General features: G+C 62.2%; 24 protein-coding genes. 16 read left to right on the top strand and 8 right to left on the bottom strand.

The window, feature by feature from the left end; genetic code table 11:
* Nucleotides 1-205 precede the first annotated feature (205 nt).
* From BMY98_RS16880 to BMY98_RS16900, 5 genes are all read left to right on the top strand, one after another.
* The gene (locus BMY98_RS16880) at nt 206-748 is read left to right on the top strand and encodes a cysteine hydrolase family protein (RefSeq protein ID WP_074891070.1); all 543 of its coding nucleotides are present in this window, start codon (nt 206-208) and stop codon (nt 746-748) included.
* Between the two features lie 14 nt (nt 749-762).
* The gene (locus tag BMY98_RS16885) at nt 763-1,716 is read left to right on the top strand and encodes a 2-hydroxyacid dehydrogenase (protein WP_074891071.1); all 954 of its coding nucleotides are present in this window, start codon (nt 763-765) and stop codon (nt 1,714-1,716) included.
* 232 nt (nt 1,717-1,948) lie between these two features.
* Nucleotides 1,949-2,593 carry an HAD family hydrolase gene (locus tag BMY98_RS16890; RefSeq protein ID WP_074891072.1) on the top strand — a complete coding sequence of 215 codons (645 nt, stop codon included), beginning with the start codon at nt 1,949-1,951 and terminating at the stop codon, nt 2,591-2,593.
* An 82-nt stretch (nt 2,594-2,675) separates the two neighbouring features.
* The gene (locus BMY98_RS16895; protein WP_074891073.1) at nt 2,676-3,896 is read left to right on the top strand and encodes a putative DNA modification/repair radical SAM protein; all 1,221 of its coding nucleotides are present in this window, start codon (nt 2,676-2,678) and stop codon (nt 3,894-3,896) included.
* Nucleotides 3,893-4,789 (top strand): TIGR03915 family putative DNA repair protein, encoded by an 897-nt coding sequence (locus BMY98_RS16900; protein WP_074891074.1) that lies wholly within the window; start codon nt 3,893-3,895, stop codon nt 4,787-4,789. Before BMY98_RS16895 ends, BMY98_RS16900 begins: the two co-directional genes overlap by 4 nt.
* A gap of 26 nt (nt 4,790-4,815) precedes the next feature.
* On the opposite strand, the gene BMY98_RS16905 is transcribed toward BMY98_RS16900, so the two are convergent.
* The 6 genes from BMY98_RS16905 to BMY98_RS16930 form a co-directional block, all read right to left on the bottom strand.
* Complete coding sequence (locus BMY98_RS16905) at nt 4,816-5,883, bottom strand: alpha/beta hydrolase family protein (protein WP_074891075.1); 1,068 nt, start codon at nt 5,881-5,883, stop codon at nt 4,816-4,818.
* A gap of 398 nt (nt 5,884-6,281) precedes the next feature.
* Nucleotides 6,282-6,887: an FMN-dependent NADH-azoreductase gene (locus tag BMY98_RS16910; RefSeq protein ID WP_074891076.1), complete on the bottom strand. Its 606-nt coding sequence runs from the start codon at nt 6,885-6,887 to the stop codon at nt 6,282-6,284.
* A 282-nt stretch (nt 6,888-7,169) separates the two neighbouring features.
* Nucleotides 7,170-8,507 carry an MFS transporter gene (locus tag BMY98_RS16915; RefSeq protein WP_074891077.1) on the bottom strand — a complete coding sequence of 446 codons (1,338 nt, stop codon included), beginning with the start codon at nt 8,505-8,507 and terminating at the stop codon, nt 7,170-7,172.
* A 109-nt stretch (nt 8,508-8,616) separates the two neighbouring features.
* Nucleotides 8,617-9,555, bottom strand: coding sequence for a hydroxymethylglutaryl-CoA lyase (locus BMY98_RS16920; protein ID WP_074891078.1), 939 nt, complete (start codon nt 9,553-9,555; stop codon nt 8,617-8,619).
* Nucleotides 9,552-10,745 (bottom strand): CaiB/BaiF CoA transferase family protein, encoded by a 1,194-nt coding sequence (locus tag BMY98_RS16925; protein ID WP_074891079.1) that lies wholly within the window; start codon nt 10,743-10,745, stop codon nt 9,552-9,554. The genes BMY98_RS16920 and BMY98_RS16925 overlap by 4 nt, the downstream gene beginning before the upstream one ends.
* 106 nt (nt 10,746-10,851) lie before the next feature.
* On the bottom strand, nt 10,852-11,763 hold the full coding sequence (locus BMY98_RS16930; RefSeq protein ID WP_074891080.1) for a LysR family transcriptional regulator: 912 nt from the start codon (nt 11,761-11,763) through the stop codon (nt 10,852-10,854).
* Between the two features lie 721 nt (nt 11,764-12,484).
* Between BMY98_RS16930 and BMY98_RS16935 the strand changes: the two genes are divergently transcribed.
* The 10 genes from BMY98_RS16935 (at nt 12,485) to BMY98_RS16980 (ending at nt 22,664) form a co-directional block, all read left to right on the top strand.
* Entirely contained in the window at nt 12,485-14,116 is a 1,632-nt protein-coding gene (locus BMY98_RS16935; protein WP_074891082.1) for a methyl-accepting chemotaxis protein, read from the top strand.
* A 67-nt stretch (nt 14,117-14,183) separates the two neighbouring features.
* Entirely contained in the window at nt 14,184-15,179 is a 996-nt protein-coding gene (locus tag BMY98_RS16940) for an aldo/keto reductase (RefSeq protein ID WP_074891083.1), read from the top strand.
* Nucleotides 15,176-15,625 carry a thiol-disulfide oxidoreductase DCC family protein gene (locus tag BMY98_RS16945; protein ID WP_074891085.1) on the top strand — a complete coding sequence of 150 codons (450 nt, stop codon included), beginning with the start codon at nt 15,176-15,178 and terminating at the stop codon, nt 15,623-15,625. The genes BMY98_RS16940 and BMY98_RS16945 overlap by 4 nt, the downstream gene beginning before the upstream one ends.
* A gap of 341 nt (nt 15,626-15,966) precedes the next feature.
* Nucleotides 15,967-17,331 (top strand): MFS transporter, encoded by a 1,365-nt coding sequence (locus BMY98_RS16950; RefSeq protein ID WP_074891087.1) that lies wholly within the window; start codon nt 15,967-15,969, stop codon nt 17,329-17,331.
* Entirely contained in the window at nt 17,312-18,241 is a 930-nt protein-coding gene (locus tag BMY98_RS16955) for a 2-hydroxyacid dehydrogenase (protein WP_074891089.1), read from the top strand. The genes BMY98_RS16950 and BMY98_RS16955 overlap by 20 nt, the downstream gene beginning before the upstream one ends.
* Before the next feature lie 119 nt (nt 18,242-18,360).
* Nucleotides 18,361-19,155, top strand: coding sequence for an NYN domain-containing protein (locus BMY98_RS16960; protein WP_074891091.1), 795 nt, complete (start codon nt 18,361-18,363; stop codon nt 19,153-19,155).
* A 32-nt stretch (nt 19,156-19,187) separates the two neighbouring features.
* Entirely contained in the window at nt 19,188-19,424 is a 237-nt protein-coding gene (locus BMY98_RS16965) for a hypothetical protein (protein WP_074891093.1), read from the top strand.
* Between the two features lie 82 nt (nt 19,425-19,506).
* Nucleotides 19,507-20,382, top strand: coding sequence for an EthD domain-containing protein (locus BMY98_RS16970; protein WP_074891094.1), 876 nt, complete (start codon nt 19,507-19,509; stop codon nt 20,380-20,382).
* A 195-nt stretch (nt 20,383-20,577) separates the two neighbouring features.
* On the top strand, nt 20,578-21,876 hold the full coding sequence (tcuC, locus tag BMY98_RS16975; protein WP_074891096.1) for an MFS transporter: 1,299 nt from the start codon (nt 20,578-20,580) through the stop codon (nt 21,874-21,876).
* A gap of 41 nt (nt 21,877-21,917) precedes the next feature.
* Nucleotides 21,918-22,664 (top strand): substrate-binding domain-containing protein, encoded by a 747-nt coding sequence (locus BMY98_RS16980; protein WP_074891097.1) that lies wholly within the window; start codon nt 21,918-21,920, stop codon nt 22,662-22,664.
* On the opposite strand, the gene BMY98_RS16985 is transcribed toward BMY98_RS16980, so the two are convergent.
* Both BMY98_RS16985 and BMY98_RS16990 read right to left on the bottom strand, forming a co-directional pair.
* Entirely contained in the window at nt 22,650-23,558 is a 909-nt protein-coding gene (locus BMY98_RS16985) for a LysR family transcriptional regulator (RefSeq protein WP_074891099.1), read from the bottom strand. The two genes, BMY98_RS16980 and BMY98_RS16985, sit on opposite strands and share 15 nt — an antisense overlap.
* A 108-nt stretch (nt 23,559-23,666) precedes the next feature.
* Nucleotides 23,667-24,293, bottom strand: a complete 627-nt coding sequence (locus tag BMY98_RS16990) for a pyridoxamine 5'-phosphate oxidase family protein (RefSeq protein ID WP_074891100.1) — start codon at nt 24,291-24,293, stop codon at nt 23,667-23,669.
* A gap of 164 nt (nt 24,294-24,457) precedes the next feature.
* Between BMY98_RS16990 and BMY98_RS16995 the strand changes: the two genes are divergently transcribed.
* A complete protein-coding gene (locus tag BMY98_RS16995) occupies nt 24,458-24,646 on the top strand; it encodes a DUF2986 domain-containing protein (protein ID WP_074891102.1) in 189 nt (62 codons plus the stop codon).
* Nucleotides 24,647-24,780 lie beyond the last annotated feature (134 nt).

Genomic DNA, 24,780 nt, shown 5'->3' on the forward strand with positions numbered 1-24,780 from the left:
TCAGTGGGCACGCTGCGAAATCGATGGTGATCACACTGGCCTCTTCCCGGCTGAAGCCGGTCCCACTGAAAAGCATCGCGTGCATCCAGCGAGGCTGGCGCCGGCCCCGCTAAGAAGCATCGCGTTGAACCTGTGCAGCGACAGTGGTTCAGTTCTCGGGTAGGTATTACTCTGACCCACCCACCCCTTCAATAAGGAAGCCCGAATGTCCAGCACAGCGCTCATCGTAGTTGATATCCAGAACGACTACTTCCCCGGCGGAAAATGGCCGCTGGTTGGCGCCGACGCCGCCGCGGACAACGCCGTCAAGGTGATTGAGGCGGCCCGCGACGCCGGCGATCTGATCGTCTTCATCCGCCATGAGTCCGGCGCCGACGCACCCTTCTTCACGCCTGGCTCCGATGGCGCCAGGCTGCACCCCAAGGTCCTGAACCTTGAAAACGAACCGGTGGTGCTCAAGCACTTCCCCAACTCGTTCCGTGAAACCGGGCTGCAGGCGCTCCTTGAAGACAAAGGTATCGAGGACCTCGTGATCATTGGCTCCATGAGCCACATGTGCATTGACGCTACCACCCGCGCCGCGGCGGACCTTGGCTACAAGGTCAAAGTGATCCATGACGCCTGCGCCAGCCGCGACCTGGAGTTCGAAGACAGCGTGGTGCCTGCGGCCCATGTTCACGCCGCATTCATGTCAGCGCTGGGCTTTGCCTATGCCGAGGTGCTGAGTACCAAAACCTATCTGGCCTGATGAAGGAGAAAACAATGAGCGAAAAAAAAGCCGACATTCTGGTCTGGGGTCCGATGCATGCGTCACTGATGCACAATCTTGAGCGCGATTACAGCGTCCACAAACTCGCCGACATCAACGACATCGACGCCTGGGCAAATCAACACGGGGCCAAGGTGCGCGGCGTCGTCACCAGCGGCGTGTTCGGCACCGACAACGCCATTCTCGATCGCCTGCCGAACCTGGAAGTGGTCAGCAGCTTCGGTGTTGGCTATGACGCGGTGGACACGCGCTACCTGGCGCGCCGTGGCATCAAACTGAGCAACACCCCCGACGTGCTCAACAACGCCGTCGCCGAAACCGCCATGGCGCTGATGCTCTGCGTGTCCCGCTGCATCAGTCAAGCCGAACGCTTCGTGCGGGCCGGCCAGTGGCCCACTGGCAAATTCCCCCTCGGCAATGACCTGTGCGGCAAGACCTGCGGGATCGTCGGTCTGGGCAAGATCGGCAAGACCATCGCCAAACGCGCCGCTGCGTTCGAGATGAACATCGCCTATTTCCGCCGTGGCCGCGCGTACGACGATGTGTCCTACCGGCACTACGATGACCTTCGGGAACTGGCCCAGGACTCGGACTACCTGATCGTCATCGTCCCCGGCGGCCCGGACACCCAACACTTGATCAACGCCGACGTGCTCCGGGCACTCGGTCCCAAGTCGTTTCTGATCAACGTCGCCCGCGGCAGCGTGGTTGACGAGAAGGCGCTGGTCGCCTCGTTGCTGGCCTCGGAAATCGCCGGCGCCGGCCTCGACGTGTTCGAAGACGAGCCCAACGTGCCGGCCGAACTGTTGAAGCTGGACAACGTGGTGCTCACCCCGCACATCGGCTCGGGGACCTACGAAACGCGCCAGGCCATGGCCGATCTGGTGTTCGCCAATGTCAGCGGTCATTTCGACAAGGGCACGCTGGTCACGCCGGTCGAACTGTAACCGGTGCTTCACGCGCAGGCCTGACGATGACGCGGACGGCCTGCTCGTATGACCGTTCAAACCACAGCATACCCAGCCCATGGACTGGACACGCCGTACCGTAAGTCAGTGACTGAACATCGGCGCCAACTTTTCTGGATAATGTCGGTCGAATTGCGCCTACCCGCATTCCAGACACCTGAACACGCATTCCGGTCGAGAAAGCCCGATCGAGAGAGAAGGAGAGCCCTGTTTGAATATTGCCGGCGTCATTTTTGACTGCGACGGAACCCTGGTTGACAGCGAACGGCTGGCCGCCGGCCTGCTGCGCGACATCCTGAACAAGCACCAAGTATTGCTGAGCGTCGACGAAGTCCTGCAACGCTTTCGTGGCGTGCAGTTTGCGCTGTGCCTGGAAGGCCTGTGCCGCGATTATCCATGGCTGCCAAGCGACGACATCGAACCCGAATTCCGCGCGCGCACCCTGCCGCTGCTGCAGGAGCGGCTCGAAGAAATGCCCGGTGCGGTCGAATTCGTGCGCAACCTCTCGCTGCCCAAATGCGTGGCGTCCAACGGCCCGCGCAGCAAGATCGAAACCTGCCTGAGCACGGTCGGCCTGCTGGACGTGTTCCACGGCCTGATCGTCAGCGCCTATGAAGTGCAATCGTGGAAACCCTCTCCGATCCTGATCGAACACGCCGCTGAATTGCTGGGCCTGGCACCCACTCAGTGCCTGCTGGTAGAGGACAGCATTCCGGGCGTTGAAGCAGGCCTGGGTGCCGGCGCGCAAGTGGCGGGCTACGGCGACACCGATTTCTCGGCGTTCATGGATAACGCCAACTTCCATCGCGTCAAAGATTTCGGCGAATTGAAGGAATTGGTACAGCGCATCAGTTGATCGACCGGCCATCCATCCGATCGGCCCTTGTTCATCCCCGGCTAACTCGATACTGTACATAAAAACAGTATCGAGAAAATCCATGCAGCTGATCGACAAGCTGAGCATCCTCGCCGACGCCGCCAAGTACGACGCCTCCTGCGCCAGCAGCGCCGCACCCAAGCGCAGTTCCGAAGGAAAATCCGGCCTCGGGTCGAGCACCGGCATGGGCATCTGCCACAGCTACACCCCCGACGGGCGCTGTGTTTCGCTGCTGAAAATCCTCCTCACCAATTTCTGTCTGTACGACTGCCAGTACTGCGTCAACCGCCGTTCCAGCGACGTGCCGCGCGCACGTTTCAGCCCGGAAGAAGTGGTCACCCTGACCATGGACTTCTACCGTCGCAATTGCGTCAGCGGCCTGTTTCTCAGCTCCGGGATCATCCGCTCGGCGGACTACACCATGGAACAGCTGATCCGCGTCGCCAAGCTGCTGCGTGAAGACCATGAATTCCGCGGCTACATCCACCTCAAGACGATCCCCGAAGCCGACCCCGCGCTGATCGAAGAAGCCGGGCGCTATGCCGATCGCCTCAGCGTGAACATCGAGCTGCCGACCCAGCTGGGCCTGCAAACCCTGGCCCCGGAAAAGGAAATGGGCTCGATCAAGCAGGCCATGCAGACCATCTACACCGGTCAACAAACCGTCCTCAACGAGCCCCGTGCGCCGAAATTCACGCCCGCCGGACAAAGCACGCAGATGATTGTGGGCGCCGACGAAACCGATGACAGCACCATCCTGCACACTGCCGAATCGCTGTACGGCGACTTCCGCCTCAAGCGCGTGTACTACTCGGCGTTCAGCCCGATTCCAAACAGCCCGAAGAGCGTGCCCCACGCCGCGCCGCCGTTGATGCGCGAGCACCGGCTGTACCAGGCCGACTTCCTGCTGCGCAGCTACGGCTACAGCGCCAACGAGTTGCTGCAAGGCCCCGGGCATCTGGCCCTGGACATTGACCCGAAACTGGCCTGGGCACTGGAGCACCGCGACATCTTTCCGCTGGACCTCAACCGCGCGGAGCCGGCGATGATTGCGCGGATCCCGGGCATCGGCATTCGCACCACCAAGCGCCTGGTCGAACTGCGCCGCCAGCGCCGCATTCGTTACGAAGACCTGACCCGGCTGCGCTGTGTGCTGGCCAAGGCCAAGCCGTTCATCATTACCAGCGATTACCATCCGCGTCAGGCCGAAAGTTCGAGCATCGACTTGCGCGAGCAACTGCGCGACAAACCGCAGCCGCAACAAATGGCACTGTGGGGATGATCATTCTTAATTGCGCCGACGCATTCGACACCTGGCGACAGCAGGCGCGCTGGTTGCTGAGCCACCAGATCAACCCGGATCAAGTGAGCTGGAGCGTGCAGCAGGACGCCGACCTGTTCGCCAGCGACACCGAGTATCCCGACGAACCCGGCCCGTTTCGCGCGCGCATTCCCCTTGAGTTGCTGGAACTGCTGCAGAGCGCCGCACAGTTCTGCGGCGACCAGCGCTGGACGCTGCTCTACGAAGTGCTGTGGCGGGTCAGTCACGGCGATCGCACGGCCATGCTGGCCGGCGACAAGTTGGGCAGTGAATTGCATCGACGCCTGAAACAGGTCAGCCGCGAAGCCCATCACCTGCATGCGTTCCTGCGTTTCGTGGCGCTGCCGGTGATCGACAATGCCGAAGACGTCGCGGCTAAAGCGGCGATGCTGGAGATGACCTGCTTGCCGGAATACGTCGCGTGGCACGAGCCCGCCCACGACATTCTGCGCACCGCCAGCGAGCATTTCATCGGGCGCATGGGTCGTCATCGCTGGATGATCGCAACGCCCAAAGACGGCGTGTTTTATGACGGCAAGCAGCTGATTCATCAGCCTGTGTGCCCTGAGGCGTGGCAATCACTGGCGCGTAACGCCGATGATCCCCACGGCAATCTGTGGCTGACCTACTACAGCCACATTTTCAATCCGGCGCGGCTCAATCCGAAAGTCATGCAGGGACATCTGCCGGCGCGGTTCTGGAAGAATCTGCCGGAGGGGCCGTTGATTCCGGCCTTGATCAGCGAGGCGCGAACCGGCGGGCAGCGTGATGGTCAGGCGCGGGAGATCGCCGAGCGGCGCGGCAAAGTGATTCGTGGCAAACCGGCGACCTCAGCCGTTAGCGACGCGGAGTAGGCAGCGCTCAGCTTTTCGGTGCAGCCTTACTGATCCAGGCTGTTGACGGGCTCTAACTCACGATGGGCAGCGGTCTGCATTCCGGCGGTGCTGGTGGGTGTGCCCAAGGCAGTGCCGAAAAAGCGCACGGCTTCAGTGCTCAGGTCGCGATGAATACTTTCCCGATTGACGCCGATGGCGTCGGTGCACAGGCCAGGCTGGGTGGCACGTTGCTCGTCATCACAGGGTGCCATGAACACGAAGTGCCCTGCCCCGGCGAACAGTTTGAAATCCGAGACATCGGGCAGCTTGCGCGCCAGCGCTTCGGCGTTCTTGTCGATGGCGAGCAGTTCGTCGCCGTCGCCGCTGTAGAGCAACACTGGCACATGGACGTCAGCCAGCGTCTGCCGACCGAACATCAACCCCAGCGGCGCCATCAGCATCAACGCGCCCACGCGGGGATCGGCCTGGGCGTGCAGGTCGTCACGGTCTGCCACCAGTTCGCCCTGGGTTTTGCAGGCATCACGGTCCTGAGGACGCTCGGTGCAGTAATGACGCAGACGCTGCAGGTCCGGCTGGGCGCCGGCGAGAATCAACGCCGTTTCGCCCCCCGCCGAATAACCGATCACCCCGACCCGGCGGGCGCTGATGTACGGCGACAGCATCGGGTCAATCAGCGCGGCACTGATGGCTTCGGAGATTTGCAGGGGGCGACCGTAGAGATTGCTCAGGCTGCCCAGACGGCTGTGGTCCATGTAGTTGTCGCCCGGATGAAACACCGCCACGACGACAAAACCCTTGCGCGCCAATGACGTCGCCAGGTCGTGCTGCGCCAGTGGGGTGCCGGTGTTGCCGTGGGACAGCATCAGCAGAGGGAAACGGCCCATCGCAATGGTTGTGTCTTGCGACGCTTCAATCGGATAACCCTGGACGCGGGTGATGTGCTCATCGTCGGTGGAGGGGTAGAAGGCGTAGGCGTGCATGGGCCGGGAATCCAGCGGATCGAGAAACGTCAGCTCGTGAAAGCCCACGCTCCAGCTTTGCAGCTCGCTGGCCTGCACCGAAATCAGGCTGCCCAGCAGGCTGATCATCATCACTGCACAAAGACGCATCATTGCAATGCCCCTCACCTTATCAATCCATCCTTGCCGATTCAGACGCTCAAGGGCCGGAGCCCCGCGAAAACGGCGTCTGTCGCTATCTGACCCGCGAGGTTCGATAACATTCCGAAACGTTTGAGGATCAATTGTGCACAAGGCGGGCCAAGCTCGATAAATTGAAGACATCGGCCGCCGTTTGACGCAGAACAGACCGAATTGGCCGGCATTCTACGGTGCTCCAGGCAGGTTACGCGCAAAGATCTCATAAAGGCTGTCGCCCGGCTGAACACGCGGCCGCAAAACGACGAAAGCCCCGTCATCCATCGGCGTGCAGGCCTATGGTGACAGGGCTTTCGGATGGAGCCTTTACCGCGTTGAGCCGCTTCGCCGGGATGCTTGCAAACCGATCCCGCTTAAGCGAACAGCGTTTCACTGATGGTCTTCTGCGCGGCGGCCATGGCAGCGGCACGCGGCTCGTCGCCATAAGCCAGGCCTTCGGCAACGACGAATTGCAGGTCAGTGATGCCGATAAAGCCGAACACCACCTTGAGCAGGTCGTCATGGCCGGCGCCGCTCGGCAGGCCCTGATGCAGACCGCCAGTGGTCGAGACGACGATCACTTTCTTGCCCTTGCACAGACCTTCCGGGCCCGCTTCGGTGTAGCGGAAGGTGCGCCCGGCCACACAGATGCGGTCGATCCACGCCTTCAACTGGCTCGGGACGCTGAAGTTGTACATCGGCGCACCGATCACCACGACGTCAGCCGACAGGAACTCTTCCAGCGTGGCTTCGTTGGTTTCCGCTTCCAGCTTCTGCGCCGCGTCGCGGCCTTCCACCGGCGTACCGGCAGCGGCCAGTGTGGCGCCGGAGAAATGATTGAGTGGCTCGTTCGCCAGATCGCGGTACACCACTTGGGTGTCCGGGGTGGTCGCGGTGAAAGCCTGAACGACGTCGCGGCTCAACTGACGCGAAGCGGAGTGATCGCCGAGGATGCTGGAATCGATGTGCAAGAGTTTCATGAAGTGCTTCCCAAGGTGAGAATCGCCGCTTGGCGATCAAGTGGCGTCATCCTACCTTGTGAGGTAATGCGTGATTAGAGGGTTGAAATGCGATAGATCGTCTCGCTGATGGGACAATCTAGGCATCTGCTTCGGCGCTTCCCTATGCAGTATACGTCGTGGCCTTCAGCCAAGCCTCCGCCCGGCTGAAGCCGGTCCCACCAGCCAGAACGCCGAGCATCCGGTGGGACTGGCCGGGGCTCACCAATGGGGCGACCGTCAGCCAGTCCTGCCACGCGAACCTCAGTGTTCGTTCTTGTCCAGGGTTCTCAACTTCTGCGGCAATGCCCACATCAAAAGGCCTGCTGCGATCAGGCTGCTCACGCCGATCACATACAGCGCGGGTGTCGTGGTGCCGGTGAGGTCTTTGATGCCGCCGACCATCACCGGGCTGACGATGCCGCCGAACTGCCCCAGTGTGTTGATCAGCGCGATGCCCCCCGCCGCCCCGGCACCTGCGCCGGCCAACAGCTTGGGCGGGAGGGTCCAGAATGCCGGGATGGCGGCGACAATCCCGCCACCGAGCATGGCCAGGGAGACAATCAGAAGGCTGGTGTGCTGGGCAAAAAACCCGGCACTGAAGAAGCCAATGGCCCCAAGCACCATCAGCCCGCAGACGAACTTGCGGCGTTCACCGCTGGCGTCCGACAAGCGTCCGACCACGATCATGCTGATGGCGCCGAAGATGTACGGGATGGCCGTGAGCAGCCCGATGATCACCGGGCTTTCGACGCCCGCGCTGCGAATCAGCTGCGGCGCCCAGAAGTTAAGGCCGTAGGACGCCACCTGAATCAGGAAATAAATCAGCCCGAGCATCAGGAATCCCGGCATTTTCAGCGCAGTCAGCAGCGAACCGCCCTGCTTGTTCGGTTCATGCTGGGCGATGCGGCTGGAGAGGTAGGTCTTCTCGGCGTCGGTCAGCCAGTGAGCGTCCGCGACACGGTCCTTGAGCAGCTTCAGCACAGCAAAACCCAAGGCAATGCACGGCAGCCCGCCGAGCAGGAACAGCCAGTGCCAGCCGCGCAGCTGCATCACGCCGTCCATATGGCCGAGCACTAACCCCGAGATCGGTGCGCCCAGCAGCCCGGCGAAGGCCGACGCCAGGAACAGAATCGATGTGATGCGCCCCCGGTAGGTTTGCGGGAACCAGAGCGTCAGGTAAAACAGCACCCCCGGTGCGAAACCCGCTTCCATGGCGCCGATGATGAAACGCAGCACATAGAACTGCCATTCGGCGGTGACGAAGACCATCAGCGCCGTGGCGACGCCCCAGGACATCATGATGCGGGCAATCCAGCGCCGCGCGCCCACCTTGTAGAGCATGATGTTGCTGGGCACTTCGAACAGCACGTAGCCGATAACAAACAGGCTCGCTCCCAGTCCGTACGCGGTGTCGCTCAGGCTCAAATCGGTTTGCAACTGGAACTTGGCGAAACTGATGTTGATGCGATCAAAAAACGCGAACAGGTAGCAGACCATGATCAACGGCATCAAGCGCCACGCAACCTTGCGGATCAGTGCCTTTTCGGCGCTCACAACCTCGGCGAGGCTGCTGTTCGGGGTCAGAACAGAGACGGTCATTGCGATACTCCAGATGGACTCTCTGAAAGAGCCCTATTGTTTTTGTTGTCTGGACGCGCGCACAGCGGAGTGGGCGCGTTTGTCGAGGAAACCGGGGGTGGGCGGCGCGTTAGCCGGGCAGATTGTCGGGCGCCGGGTGCAGATCGCGGTTGCGTCCGGCCTTGGCCACCTGCCCCGGCATTTCATGGCCCAACAGGGCCGGTAAACGGCGCGACAGGGTGAGCAGATGCGCCAGGTCGATGCCCGTCTCGATGCCCATTTCATCGCACATATTCACCAGGTCCTCGGTGCAGATATTGCCTGAGGCGCCCGGTGCAAAAGGGCAGCCACCGAGCCCGCCCAGTGACGCATCAAAACGGCGCGCGCCTGCTTCGTAAGCCGCCAGCACGTTGCTCAGCCCCAGGCCGCGGGTGTTGTGAAAATGCAACGTCAGCGCCGTTGCCGGGACACGGGCCAGTACGCGCTGCACCAGTGCAAACACCTGACGGGGATTGGCCATGCCGGTGGTGTCGGCCAGGGAGATGCCGTGCATGCCCAGTGCCAGATAGTCATCGACAATTTCCAGCACTCGGTCTTCATCGATGCGGCCCTCGAACGGGCAGCCGAACGTGGTGGCAATGGAGCCGTTCAGGCTCAAGCCAGTGCCCGAGGCCAGTGAGACCACCTCGGCAAAGGCCGCCAGGGACTGCTCGCAGCCCATGCGCATGTTCGCCCGGTTGTGGGTCTGGCTGGCGGACATCACCAGATTCAGCTCATCGGCACCCGCCTCGATGGCACGCTGGGCGCCGCGCAGGTTGGGAATCAAAGCGACGTAGGTCACGCCGGGCTCGCGCCGGATGCCACGGAAGACCTCGTCCCCATCACGCAAGGCTGGAATGGCTTTGGGGGAAACAAAAGAACCGGCTTCGATGCGGCTGAAACCGGCGAGAGAAAGTTGGTCGATCAAGGCGATCTTGTCAGCGGTGTCCACCCAGGTCGGTTCGATCTGCAAGCCGTCGCGCGGTGACACTTCCTGCACGATCAGGCGCTGGGAGAAGTCAGTGATCATTGCACCACCCCACTGTGCTTGAGCTGCGCAATGTCGGCGGCGCTCATGCCCAGCTCGCCGAGCACGCTGTCGGTGTGCTGTCCCAGCGCAGGGCCTTGCCAGTTCACGGAGCCTGGGGTTTCCGAGAGTTTCGGAACGATGCCCGGCATCTTCACCTTGGCCCCGCCCGGCAGATCGGCGTCGAGAATCATCCCGCGCGCCTGGTAATGAGGGTCGGCGACGATGTCCGCGACGTTGTAGATCCGTCCCGCCGGCACTTCGGCCTGTTCAAGCGCCTTGAGCACGTCGTCAATGGGCAAGGCCGACGACCACGCGCTGATCGCCCCGTCGAGCATGTCGCTCCGGGCGGCGCGGCCATCGTTGTGGGCGAACTCGGCGGCCTCGGCCAGATCGGCGCGGCCGATGGTCAGCATCAGGCGTTTGAAGATCGGGTCGCTGTTGCCGGCGATGACCACGTAGGCACCGTCAGCGGTCGGGTAGGTGTTCGACGGCGCAATGCCCGGCAGCGCGCCGCCGCTGCGCTCACGGACGTGGCCGAGCATGTCGTACTCCGGCACCAGGCTTTCCATGACGTTGAACACGCTTTCGGCCAGTGACACGTCGACCACCTGGCCCTCGCCCTGGCCGGTCTTGACCCGCAACAGCGACATCAGCGCGCCCATCACTGCGTGCATCGACGCCAGCGAATCACCCAGGCTGACCCCAACCCGCGCCGGTGGCGAGCCGGGCGTGCCGGTGGTGTAGCGGATGCCGCCCATCGCTTCGCCAATGGCGCCGAAACCGGGGCGGTCGCGGTACGGGCCGGACTGACCGTAGCCGGAAATGCGCACGAGGGTGAGTTTGGGGTTCAGCGCGTGGAGCACGTCCCAGCCCAGACCCAGTTTTTCCAGCGCACCGGGCCGCAGGTTTTCGATCAGCACGTCTGCGCCTTCGGCCAGACGCTTGACGATGTCGATGCCTTCGGGAGATTTGAGGTTCAGCGAAAGGGATTTCTTGTTGCGCGACTGCAGGTACCACCACAGCGAGGTGCCTTCGTGAAGTTTTCGCCATTTACGAAGCGGATCGCCCTGCCCCATGGATTCGATTTTGATCACCTCCGCACCGAACTCGCCCATCAGGCGAGCGGCGAAGGGAGCAGCGATCAGTGTGCCGATTTCAATGACGCGCACGCCTTGAAGGGGGCCTGTCATAGCGGTTACCTCGAGTCTTTCTTGGAATTTGTCGCCAAGACTAGAAGAACGCGGCTCAGCAAATCCAACCGTCAGTTGGCAACCAGCGTTCGCGAAACGCGAAGGCTCAGGCCTCGGGGCTCTGCAGATGATCGAACAGCAAGCGGCTCACCGGCGACAACGCAGCCGTGTCGCGCACCACCAGAATCAGCGTGCGCCGGGCCCAGGTATCCTCAAGGCCCACGGCCCTGAGGCCCAGCGACGGCCCGAGCAGATCGAACGCCTTGCGCGGCAGCACGCCGATGCCCATGTCGGCCTGGACCATCCGGCACATGGCGTCGAAACCCGGCACATGGATGCGCACCCGCAGCGGTCGGCCGTGCGCGCGCGCGGCGTTCTGGGTGCGCATGTTGATGGAGCTGGCGGCGTGCAGGCCGATGTAGTCGCTGCCAAGGGTGTCCTCGAAGGCCACCTGCTGCAGCCCGGCCAGCGGATGATCGTCACGCATCACGACGACCAGTTCGTCGTGGCGATACGGTGTGCTGTGAAGCCCCTGAAGATCAGTGTCCTCGGAGCAGATGCCGATGTCCGCGACACCGTCGACCAGGCCCTGCACGACGCCGTTGCTGGGCCGCTCTTCGAGATCGACTTTGACCAGGTCATGGCTGGCGACGAAGGCGTGCAGGTCCTCCGGCAAGAACTGAATGATGGCCGAGAGGTTGGCCAGCATGCGCACATAGCCGCGCATGCCCTGGAGGTGCTCGTCGAGTTCAAGGCCCATTTTTTCCAGATCGGAGAGCATGCGCCGGGCATGGTGCAGCATCGTCTCGCCGGCGGCCGTCAACAGCATGCCCTTGGCATTGCGCAGGAACAGGCCGATGCCGAGCACTTCTTCCAGCTCCATCAACCGCTTGCTCGCGGCCGACACGGCAATCGCCTCGCGCGCCGCCGCCCGTGTCAGCGTGCCTTCTTCGTACACGGCGACGAACAGCTTGAGGGTAATCAGGTCGAGGCGACGGATGAGGTTTTTGTGCAGCATGGGACGTACTCGCTCAGGGTGCGGCCGAAAGAATACACGGCTTGGCGAGCGGGCACGGCTGAAGCCGGTTCTGCCTTCCATCCGCGGTATTTCAGTGGGACCGGCTTTAACCGGGAAAAGGCCAGCGTTTGCACCCTCAATTTTGCGGTGTGACATCCGACGCCTTCCCGGCTGAAGCCGGTCCCACTAAATGCCCGCAGTACCTGTGGGACCGGCTTTAGCCGGGAAGAGGCCAGCGTGTTCATCCTCAATTTTGCGGCGTGACGTCCGACGACTTCCCGGCTGAAGCCAGTCCCACAAAATACCGGCGCAGTGTCAGTGGGATTTGCTTTGGCCAGGAAGAGGCCCCCGTGTGCACCCTCAATTTTGCAGTGCGACATCTGACGCCTTCCCGGCTGAAGCCGGTCCCACTAAATGCCCGCGCAGTGTCAGTGGGATTTGCTTTGGCCAGGAAGAGGCCAGCGTGTGCACCCTCAATTTTCCGGCGTGACGACGCCTTCCCGGCTGAAGCCGGTCCCACAAAATACCGGCGCAGTGTCAGTGGGATTTCGCGCGTTGTCAGTGGAACTGGCATCCCGATTCCGGGGTGCCATCCGTCACAAATCGATTTCATGCAGGGCAGCACATTGCATTTCTGCCAAAAAAGAGGGTAATCCGCCATCAAGCTGAACCGGTTCAGGTCGATATCCCGGTGATCTTTCTCTCTATGGACAGCCCCGACATGAACCTCAGACGCCTCAACATCGCTCCCCGCTCCCTGATCTGCTTCGGCTTCTTTGCCGTACTGATCGCCGCCGTGGGACTGTTCTCGCTGCTGCAAGCGTCGAAGCTGAAAGACGCCCGGGACGCGTTGCAGGACAATGTGCTCCCCACCCTCCTCACCATCGCCGACATCAAAAATGACCTGCTTACCATCCGCCTGGGCAATACCAGCCTGCGCGCCGCACAAAGCGCCGCCGGCAACGATGCCGCAATGAAGCGCGTCAGTCAGGGTCGCGCCGACCTGGAAAAAGACGTGCAGCGTCTGAGGTCCTTGCTGGTCAGCGAGCGTGGCATTAACGCCTACGCGGAGATGGAGCGCGACATGCAGGGCTACCTCGCCGTGCACGCGCGCTTTCTCGACGCCGTGGCGCAGAAGCGCGATGACGTGGTCGCCTCACTGACCGAGCCATCCGGCGAACAGACCCACGCGGCAGACGCGCTCGCCAGGGACATCGCCACCATCGCCGACCTGGGCAACCAGAAAATGCGGGATTCGGATGTGGCCGCAGATGAAAGTTACGCCCAGTCCCGCGATGTCATCATCGCCGCGATCGTGATTGCGCTGGCCGCTACCCTCGCCCTGGCCGCGCTGTTCACCCGCAGCCTGGTCGCGCCGATCGCCAAAGCCCTGGCCATCGCAGAAAACATCGCAGCCAACGATTTGAGCAAGCCGATTCAAGTGGACGGTTCCGATGAGCCGGGCCGCCTGCTGCAAGCGCTGTCGGTGATGCAGCAGAACCTGCGCCACACCCTTTCGGAACTGGGCCACTCGTCCAATCAGCTGGCCTCGACCTCGGAAGAAATGACTGCTGTGACCGAAGAATCCCTGCGCGGGGTTCAGCGTCAGAACGACGAAATCAATCAGGCCGCCACGGCCATCAATCAGATGAGCGCAGCGGTGGAAGAAGTCGCCCACAACGCCTCGCTGGCCTCGACCGCCGCGCGGGATTCCAGCGACTCGGCGGAACAGGGCCGCCTGCGGGTCGACGAAACCATTTCGGCGATCAACGAGCTGCACGATTCGGTCGGTACCACCGCCGGTGAGATCAATGGGCTGGCCGGTCAGGTGCAGAACATCAGCGGCGTGCTGGACGTGATTCGCGGTATTGCCGATCAGACCAACCTCCTCGCCCTCAATGCGGCCATCGAAGCCGCCCGTGCGGGCGAAGCGGGACGTGGTTTCGCGGTAGTGGCTGACGAAGTCCGCGCCCTGGCGCACCGCACCCAGCAGTCCACCGCCGAGATTGAAAAAATGATCGCCTCGATCCAGGGCGGCACCCACAAAGCGGTCACGGCCATGGGCCAGAGCAGCGAGCGCGCGCGGGTCAGTCTGGACATTGCCGGTGCCGCCGGGCGTGCCCTTGCCGACATCAAAACCGCCATCGTGTTGATCAACGAGCGCAACGTCAGCATCGCCACGGCCACGGAAGAACAGGCTCAAGTCGCGCGGGAAGTCGATCGCAACCTGACCAGCATCCGCGACCTGTCGCTGCAGACCTCTGCCGGCGCCCATCAGACCTCGGCGGCGAGCAACGAGCTGTCGCAACTGGCGGTGGGCCTGAACGGTCTGGTGATGCAATTCAGAACTTAATGGCACCCACGGAATCGCACCATTGAGCCGCCTGTTTGCGGCATCAAACGATTTCGGAGGTAAACGCATGAAGTTTGTGAAGCTGGGGTCCACGGGGCTGGACGTGTCGAGGCTGTGTCTGGGGTGCATGACGTTTGGCGACCCGGACGCCGGTACGCACCCGTGGACGCTGGATGAAAACGCCAGCCGGCCGATCATCAGGCACGCGGTCGAGCAAGGCATCAACTTCTTCGACACGGCCAACAGCTATTCAGCAGGCACCTCGGAAGTCATCGTCGGCAAGCTGTTGAAGGAATTCACCCGTCGCGAAGAAACCGTCATCGCGACCAAGGTGTTTTTTCCGGCCAACATGTGGCAAGGCTCCGAGCGCCCCAACGAACAGGGCCTGTCGAGGAAGGCCATCATGGCCAACATCGACGCCAGCCTGAAGCGGCTGGGCACGGACTACGTCGACCTGTACCAGATTCATCGCTGGGATTATCACACCCCCATCGAAGAAACCATGGAAGCGCTGAACGACGTCGTGCGGGCCGGCAAGGCGCGCTACATCGGCGCATCGTCGATGTTCGCCTGGCAGTTCGCCAAGGCCCAGCAGGTCGCGAAGGCCCATGGCTGGAGCCGCTTCGTGTCGATGCAGAATTACCTCAATCTGGTGTACCGCGAAGAACAGCGCGAAATGATTCCGCTGTGCCTGGATCAGGGCGTCGGTCTGATGCCGTGGAGCCCGATGGCCCGTGGCAGGCTCACCCGGCCCCACGGTCAGCAAACCGAACGCACCAAGACCGACGTCTCCGGCCAGTCGTTTTACGAGGCCACCGAAACCGAGGATGGCCGCGTCATTGACGTGGTGGAGCAGATTGCCGGCGAGCGCGGCGTGCCCATGGCGCAAGTCGCGCTGGCGTGGGTGTTGGCCCAGCGGGGCGTGTCGGCGCCGATTGTCGGCGCCTCCAAGCCCCATCATCTGGACGATGCGATCGCGGCGCTGGATCTAGTGCTCAGCAACGACGAAGTCAAACGCCTCGAAGCGCCCTACGTTCCCCACGCTGTCACGGGCTTCGCGTGAAGCCCAACGGCAATTCAGGGCTTGCCACGGGCCGGGCCGTCGTGTTGTTCGACGGCACCTGCAAGCTGTGCAATGGCTGGGCGACTTTCATCATCAGCCAGGACCGCGAGCACCGTCTGACGCTGGCGGCCGTGCAGTCGCCCGAGGGTCAGGCTTTGCTGAAGTGGGCGGGACTGCCCCAGGATCAGTTCAACACCATCGTACTGGTGGAAAACGACCGGTGTTATGTGCGTTCGGACGCGATGTTCAAGATCCTCGCTCGCCTGCCCGCCCGATGGCACTGGCTGCTCATCGCGCGGGTTTTCCCGAGGGTGCTGCGGGACTGGCTGTACGACAAGATCGCGCTGAACCGCTACAAGCTGTTTGGCCGTTATGACGCCTGTCGCTTGCCCGCCGCGGATCATCCCGGCCGCTTCTTGAACAAGAACGCCCTCAACAATCGCTAAATCCTCAGCGTCCGAAATGCGGTCTTCGTGAGCAAGCTCACTCCCACACGTCTTGCCCATGGTTCGAAATCTCAGGCCGTTCCGCGATCCCGTGGGAGCGAGCTTGCTTGCTCGCTAAGGCTTATTTTCATTCCCCATAGCAAGTCGCCGAGTGCCACGGCGTCTTCGTAAACACGCTTTCTGCCAAAGGCCCATCGAACTCTCAGCGAGATCGCGGTACACCCACCCAAATAAATCCCACTATATGGGACGACTAATCACATATTGAGGTGTCACGATATGTCGTCTATGGTGAAACCTCTTCGCTCCTCATAGCCACTATAAAAACAACAGGAAGTCCCATGCCCACGCCATCTCTGGATTCGGGCCTGCACGCCAGCACCATGAAGCGCCTCAACCTCAAGTTGATCCCCTTCCTGATGCTGCTGTACATGGTCGCGTACATCGACAAGTCGAACATTTCCGTCGCCGCGTTGCAGATGAATGCCGAGCTGGGCCTGACCGCTCGCATGTATGGCATCGGCGTGGGGCTGTTCTTTTTGACCTACATCCTTCTCGAAGTCCCCAGCAGCGTCATTCTCACGCGGGTCGGCGCGCGGCGCTGGATTGCGCGGATCATGATCACCTGGGGCATCGTCGCAGCGGGCATGGCGTTTGTGCAGAGCGCCAATCAGCTGTACGGCATGCGCCTGTTGCTGGGCGCCGCCGAGGCCGGTTTCACGCCGGGGATCATTTATTACCTGTCGCAGTGGTACCCGAAGACCGATCGGGCCAGGGCCATGTCGTTCTTCTACATCGGCGCCGCGCTCGCGTCGGTGATCGGCCTGCCGCTGTCGGGCGCGTTTCTGCACCTGGACGGGTATTTCGGCGTCAGCGGCTGGCGCTGGCTGTTTCTGCTGGAAGGCCTGCCGGCGGTGATCCTCGGCGTCGTCGTGTTGCGCTATCTGCCGGACTCGCCGCAGACCACCCACTGGCTGCAAGACGATCAGAAAGACTGGCTGAGCCGCACCATCGCGGCCGAGCAAGCTAACTCACCGATTTCCCACCATGCCGCTTGGCAAACCGCCTTTCGCAGCCGTCAGGTCTGGCTGTTGAGCCTGTTCTGGCTGTTGCAGGCGTTCGGCACCATCGGCATCACGCTGTTCCTGCCGCTGATCGTCAAGTCGGTGTCCGGCCAGGAGTCGTTCACCGTCAGCGTGATGTCGGCGCTGCCCTTCCTGTTTGCCTGCGTGTTCATGTACTTCAATGGCACCCATTCCGACCGCAAAGGCGAACGCGGCTGGCACCTTGCGCTGCCGTTGATGGCCGCCGGTGTGTTGCTGGCGCTGGCGGTGTGGACCAGCAACCCTTGGCTGGCCTACGCCTTGCTGGTGCTGGCAGTCGGTCTGAACTGGGCCGCCACGCCGGTGTTCTGGGCGACCACCACCGAATACCTGTCGGGCGCTGCCGCTGCGGCGTCCATCGCGCTGATCAACTCCATCGCCAACATCGCCGGGCTCGGCCTGCCGCCTGTCATGGGCTGGATCAAGGACGCCACGCAAAGCTACGACTACGCCCTGCTGCTGGTCTCCGCAGCCTTGCTCGCCGGCGGTGTATTGGGACTGTTTCTGGCCCGCGCGCCCCGTGCCGCACCTGTCACCGCCCGCGCAACTGCTCCCGCTGCTGCTCCTGTCTCAAGAGGTTTAGATGAAGCCAAGGCTCCTTAAAATCGCCCGTTTGCCGGCCATGCTCGATGACGCGCTTAACGCGACCTACGAGGTGGTGGAAGCCAACCAGGACGGCACCGGCGTCGACGAATCCACCGCTGACATCCGCGCCATGGTCGCCAACGGCGAATCCACGGTCAGCCGCCGGTTGATCGAAAGACTGCCAGCGCTGGAGGTCATCGTCGTGTTCGGCGTCGGCTATGACGGCGTCGATGTGGCGGCGGCGCGGGAGCGTGGCATCCACGTCACCCACACCCCCGATGTGCTCACTGACGACGTGGCCGATTTTGCCATGGCCTTGATGCTGGGCATCGCCCGCAACCTGCGCGTTGCCGACCGTTTCACCCGCTCGGGCGCCTGGGCAGATGGCCCCATCGCCTTCAGTCGCAAGGTCAGCCGGGCGCGCTTGGGCATCATTGGCCTAGGCCGCATTGGCGCCGCCATCGCCCGCCGAGCCCAGGGTTTTGACATGACGATCGCCTATACCGGGCGCCGGCCCCAGGACGTGGGGTTCACGTATTACGCGTCAGCGCTGGAACTGGCCGGTGCGGTGGATTTTCTCGTCGTCGCAGTCGGCGGCAGCGCCAGCACCCATCATCTGGTGGGCGCGAAGGTGCTGGAGGCGCTGGGCCCGAAGGGATATCTGATCAACGTCGGCCGTGGCAGCGTGGTCGATGAAACCGCCCTCGCCCAGGCCCTCGCCGAGGGTCGTCTGGCCGGCGCGGCGCTGGACGTCTATGAAAACGAGCCACACCCCGCCGCTGCGCTTCTGGATCTGGACAACGTCTTGCTCACCCCGCACATGGCCAGCGCCACGTGGGACACCCGGCAGGCGATGTCCGATCTGGTCATGGCCAACCTTCACGCCTGGCGCTACGGGGCAGACTTGCCCACCCCCGTACCGGAATAAGCCGATGTCGGCAGCGACTGGATGAATTGAAAAACCAGTCGCAGAAGACGGCATTCGTTACCTGTTGGCAGTGAGGATTTGGCGGTATGGTGTGGGCTTTCCCCTGCCAAGGAAGATCCATGGCCACAAATTCCTCCAGTCACGCTCAAAAGCACCTCGCCGTCCTGATTGATGCAGACAACGCTCCTGCTGCCATCGTCGAAGGCCTGTTCGAAGAAATCGCCAAATATGGCGTCGCCAGCGTCAAGCGCATCTACGGCGACTGGACAGGGCCGCAGCTCGGCGGCTGGAAAAAGGTCCTGCTGGATCACTCGATCCAGCCTATCCAGCAATTCGCCTACACCAAAGGCAAAAACGCCACCGACAGCTCGCTGATCATCGACGCCATGGACCTGCTGTACACCCGGCGCTTCGATGGCTTCTGCCTGGTCTCCAGCGACAGCGACTTCACCCGCCTGGCCTCGCGACTGCGCGAAGAAGGCCTCACCGTGATCGGCTTCGGAGAAGAGAAGACGCCGCGACCGTTCGTGGCGGCCTGCGACAAATTCATCTACATCGAACTGCTCCGTGAAGAGGTGATTGCCGCCGCCAGCACAGAGCAGACCCTTGACGCGCCTGCGCAGTCAGGCGTGGCAAAACCCGTAGCGACCGACACGCCGAAACGGCCCAAAGCACCTATCAGCTTCATCGCGAAAATCCTCGACGACATCGCTGACGAAGACGGCTGGGTTCAGCTCGGCGCCCTGGGCACCAACATCACCAAACTGCGACCGGAATTCGATCCGCGCACCCATGGTTACAAAAAGCTCAGCGACCTGATCAAGGGCTACCCGCAAGCGTTCGAGTTGCAGGCCAGACCGGCGTCCAGTGGTACGGCGGTGATGTACGTCCGGCACAAACAGAACGGTAAATAAACCATCAGCCTGTCCCCTTTATGGAGCCTTCCATGCCCGTCTTCTCGGTCGACTATCGCTTCAAAGACGAATCCCGCAACCATCGCTTCGAGCTGAATCAGCCAGCGCTGTTGGCGTCCGACGCCGCGATGCACCTGCTTGAGCTGCATTTCGGCGACAGCGAAAACAGCCTGATCATGCCCAACGCCGATGCCGGGCCGGATGAAATCATCGAACAGGCCGGCCAGCTAGGGCTGACCGACATTCGTGTCACACACGCCGAGGGATGACCTCCGGTAAAACGCGTTGAACCCTGCAGCGGCACCTGCATCCGATCACTACGACTGAACATTCCCGACTGACAGGTGCCCCATGATCGAGATCAACAGCTACACGACCGTCAAACGCCGGGAGCGCGTGCCCCATGACGTGTTCGCCCACTACTGGCGCGACGTCCACGGCCCGCTGTGCTCGCGGCTCCCCGGCCTGGGCTTGTACATCCAGCACCATTTCTCCCGGCAGCAGGATGCGCACCTCTGGCCCCTCGCCGATGGCATCAGCGAGATTCAGGATTACGAACTGGACGGTGGGGTGGAGATCGGTTTCGAGTCCGCCGCTGACCAGAAGCAGTTTCAGGAGGCCAGCCCGATCCTGTTCTCGGACGAGCAGAACATGTTCGACGAGACCCTGGCCTACGCCCTGCCCCAGGGCTCGCTGACCCTGACCAACGCGCTGGCCGATGAGCGCTTCAACGGCACCGACACCTTCGACCGCATTCATATCCACTTCAGCCCGCGGGAGACCCTGGCGCAGTTGCAGGCTTATTTGAAGTCGAATCTGGGGCCGCTGTTGGCAGGCGCTGAAGGGGTGGTCAAGGTCTGTCTGCACCTGTGCGAGCCCTTCGAAAACGACGGCCAGCACCCACCTGCGCCGAATGTCGCGCACTTCGCCAACAAGGCGCGCGCAGAATTGGTCGTGCTTGAAATCGCGTTCACGTCACCCCTGGCGCGTCGGCGTTTCTTCCAGAGTGACGCGTTCCAGAACAGCTTGCCTGAGCAGTCGAAGCACATCGCCCAGCTCAAGGCGTTCGCCGTCTCCGGGCTTTACACCTACGTGCGCGACAAGTCGCTGACCACCGCCGGATTGCGCGGCAGTCGGGCAGCCGAGTTGATCGAATATCTGGGGGCGGTGAATCAGGTTCAGCCCGATGTTAAAGAACTGATGCTGAAAGGCACCCAAGCCAGCTAGCTAGCGGTTCCTGTCGGTGGTCGTGGTTCACGGCTGCCGACGTTTATCTGGCCTGCGAGCAACCGCCACGGCCTGGTGATTGATCTGATCCATGCATCAAAGGATGAAAAAATAACGATTATCGTCGTCTGAAAATTGCCACAGAATCTCCAGTTACAAGCGCTTACAAACTCAAAAAAAACGCTGGAGAACAACATGCATCAGCCGCCACGCCAGACCTCCTCCGGGAAGTCCAGGGCAGGAATGGTCTTCCGGGTGACCTCCGGAAACTTTCTTGAACAGTTCGACTTCTTCCTCTTCGGCTTCTACGCCACCCAGATCGCCTCCGCCTTCTTCCCCGCCAGCAACGAGTTCGCCTCGTTGATGATGACCTTCGCTGTGTTCGGTGCAGGCTTCCTGATGCGGCCGCTGGGCGCTGTGCTGCTCGGCGCGTACATCGATGATGTCGGTCGCCGCCGCGGTCTGATCGTGACGCTGGCGATCATGGCCAGTGGCACATTGCTGATTGTCCTGGTGCCGGGTTATGCCACGATCGGTCTGTGGGCACCGGCGCTGGTCTTGCTTGGACGGCTGTTACAGGGCTTCTCCGCCGGCGCAGAGATGGGCGGCGTGTCCGTCTACCTCGCCGAAATGGCAACGCCGGGGCGCAAGGGTTTCTACGCCAGTTGGCAGTCGGCCAGCCAGCAAGTGGCCATCGTCGTCGCCGCCGCCCTGGGTTACGGGCTCAATCAATGGCTGGCCCCGAGCGAGCTGTCGGCGTGGGGCTGGCGCATTCCGTTTGCCGTCGGCTGCCTGATCATCCCGTTCATTTTTCTGCTGCGCCGCAGCCTTGAAGAAACCGCAGAGTTCACCACGCGCAAACACCGCCCGACGATGAAGGAAGTCTTCGCCACCCTGCTCGGCAACGCCAGCGTGGTCATCCTCGGCATGTTGATGGTGGCGATGACCACCACCGCGTTCTACATGATCACGGTTTACGCACCAACTTTCGGCCGCTCTGTTCTGCAGCTCAGCACCAGTGATGCGCTGATTGTGACGCTGCTGGTCGGCGTATCGAACTTCTTCTGGCTGCCCATCGGCGGCGCACTGAGCGACCGACTGGGACGCAAGCCGCTGCTGCTGGCGATGTCATTGCTGACGCTGCTGACGGCGTACCCCGCGCTGTCGTTTCTGGCCCAGGCGCCGACCTTTGCCCACATGCTCGAAGTGCTGCTGTGGTTTTCATTTCTCTACGGCATTTACAACGGCGCAATGATTCCCGCGCTCACCGAAATGATGCCCGTCGAGGTGCGCGTGGCGGGATTCTCCCTCGCCTACAGCCTGGCAACAGCGATCTTCGGCGGCTTCACGCCGGCGGTCTCGACCTGGCTCATTCATCTGACCGGGGACAAGGCAGCGCCAGCCTACTGGATGATTTTTGCAGCCCTTTGCGCCTTTACCGCGACGCTGGTGCTGTACCGCCGTCTCGCCACTCAGTCACTTGCCACTGCTTGAAGGACCCTCTCATGAACGCTTTACTAAAACCTCTCTGTGTCATGGCGCTGACCAGCTGCGCCTACGGAAACCTTGCGTACGCCGAAGAGCTGACCGTCATGACCTCAGGCGGCTTCACGGCCGCCTATCAACACCTTGGGCCGGAGTACGCCGAGCACAGCGGCAATACGCTGAAAACGGTGCTTGGCCCGTCGATGGGTAAAGCGGCGGAAGCCATCCCCAACCGGTTGAGTCGCGGCGAGCACGCCGATGTGGTGATCATGGTGGGTTACGCCCTGGATGACTTGATCAAACAGGGCAAGGTCGACGCCGGTTCGCGGGTCGAACTGGCGGACTCGCGTATCGGCATGGTAGTGAAGGCCGGCGCCGACAAACCGGCCATCGGCACCGATGCCGAGCTGAAACAAACCTTGCTGGCGGCCAAGTCAGTGGCTTATTCAGACAGCGCAAGCGGCGTCTACATCGAGAAAGAGCTGTTCAAGAAGCTCGGCGTTGAGCCGCAGCTGGCGCCCAAAGGCAAAATGATCGAGCGCATTCCGGTGGCTTCCGTTGTGGCCAAGGGTGATTACCAGCTCGGCTTCCAGCAGGTCGCCGAATTGCTGCCGATCCCGGGCGTGACTTTCGTCGGCAAGATTCCCGAAGACGTGCAGTCAGTGACCCGCTATGCGGCGGGCATTCCGAAAAATGCCGATCACCCCGTGGAAGCGAAGGAACTGCTCAAGTTCCTGTCGTCCCCCGATGCCCAGGCCAGCATTCGCGAAACCGGCCTGGACTCAGTCCCGCGGTAACGTCCCGGGCAGCGCGCGTATCCGCTGTTCCAGCTCCAGTGCCGCGGGCGTCAATGTGCGTCCGCGGCGTTTGAGCACTCCCATCTGCCTGACCACCTCCGGCTCCACCAGCCTCACTTTCGCCAGAATCGGGTGGGCGGAGATCGGCATGGCAATGGACGGCACCACCGCAATGCCCAACCCCGCCTCGACCAGCCCCAGCACCGTAGTCACGTGCCGTGCTTCGCAGACGCTGTTCTTGCCCGGCTGCAGCCCGGAAAGCGCACGATCCAGCACCAGACGATTGCCCGAAGATTTATCCAGCGTAATGCAGTCGTGCTCGCACGCCTGAGCCCAGGTCACGGTGTCGAGGGTGGCCAATGGATGGTCGCGGCGGCAGGCAATCACGTAGTGCTCTTCGAGCAGCGGACTGAAATCGATTTCCGGCGCCAGGTTGCCGGTGAAACTCACCCCGAAATCGGCTTCGCCGGACGCCACCGCCGCACTGACTTCATTGGCCGACACGTCGATCAGCCGGATGTTGATCAGCGGGTATTGCGCGTGAAAGCTGCGGATCGCGTGGGGCAAGAAGTAGTAGGCCGCAGACGGTACGCAAGCCACGGTCAACGTGCCCCTGCGGTTGGCGCCGCCATCCCCTATGCTGAGCAGCGCCAGATCCAGGTCATCCAGAAGCCGTTCGACCTGGGGAAGAAAAGCCCGCCCGACGTTGGTCAACGAGACCTTTCGCGTGGTCCGCTCGAACAGTTTGACTCCCAGGGCGGATTCGAGCTTTTCGATACGGCGGCTCAGCGCCGACTGGGTGATGCGGATTGATTCGGCCGCCCGTCGAAAGCCCTGCTTTTCAACCACCGCGCGAAAAGCCTGGAGGTCATTGAGGTCGAAGTTGATGTTCACGGCATGTCGTCGCTTTGATCGTAGACGGGCATCAATGTTAAGGCGCAACGCGTCCGCGAGCCATCCCCGGCGAGTTTCACGACTCGCCGCTGGCACGGAACGAATGACCTAATAAAGCGTGTCGGCGATCCGGCCCGGCAGCGCCTTGTCGTAGGCGTCGCCGTCGATGGCCGCCTGGGACACCTCCTTGAGAATCTGCCCCGCTGTCGGCAACGCGCTGCGCGGCACCTGCTTAGACGCATCCCACAGCCCTGCCCTGATCACCGCTCGGCTGCACTGGAAATACACGCTGGTGACGGTGGTGCGCAGCACTGATTTCGGCGGTTTCCCGTCCACGGCGAAACGCTCCAGCAGCTCCGGTGCAATGGATATCTGCGCCGTGCCGTTGACGCGCAGGGTTTCGCCGACGCCCGGAACCAGAAATAACAGCGCGACGCGCGGATCCTCGATGATGTTGCGCAGGGTGTCGATGCGGTTGTTGCCGCGCCGGTCCGGCAGATACAGGGTCTGGCTGTCTTCGATGTGGACGAAGCCTGGCAGATCGCCCCGCGGCGAAGCGTCCAGACCGCCTGCGCCCGACGAGGCGAGGACCACAAAGGACGCCGCTTCGATGAACGGCCGGTAAACCGGGTGGATGTGGTCGACTTCCTTGACCAGAGACGGCGGCGCGATCGGGCCGTAAACCCCTTCCAGCGCCTGCACGGTTGTCAGGTATGAGCTGTCTTCAAGGTCCATCGTGGGCTCTCTGCAATGTCTTCGTGGCTGAACAGGTGCGGCATGCCTTGATGATTCATGGCCATTCGGGGCAATAGTGCCAGACACGTGTGGCAGATTGACTGGCGATCTGATTCACTGCCTGCCTTTTCACCGTCCACCCTCTGCACACCGGGTAAACAGGCATGAACCGTCGCAAGAAACTTAACCAGATACTCAGAGCCAACGCAAAAAAGGCGAGTGCCAAACTGGCGCCGAAGAACAAAGACACCTACGTCAGCAAGGCCGACCGCTTGAAGCTGGCGGCTGAGGCCAGTGCTGAAGCCACAACTGAATCCACGCCTGAAACGGCCAGCCGTTCCGAGGCGGTTTGAACACCCTCAGATTGCAGCGCCACTGCCGACGCCTTCCCGTAGTAGGACCGGCTTCAGCCGGGAAGAGGCCAGTGCGTACGCCATCAATTCTGCAGTGTGACTGCCGACGCTTTCCCGGCTAAAGCCGGTCCCAC

It is taken from the genome of Pseudomonas graminis, assembly GCF_900111735.1.
GTDB classification, from domain to species: domain Bacteria; phylum Pseudomonadota; class Gammaproteobacteria; order Pseudomonadales; family Pseudomonadaceae; genus Aquipseudomonas; species Aquipseudomonas graminis.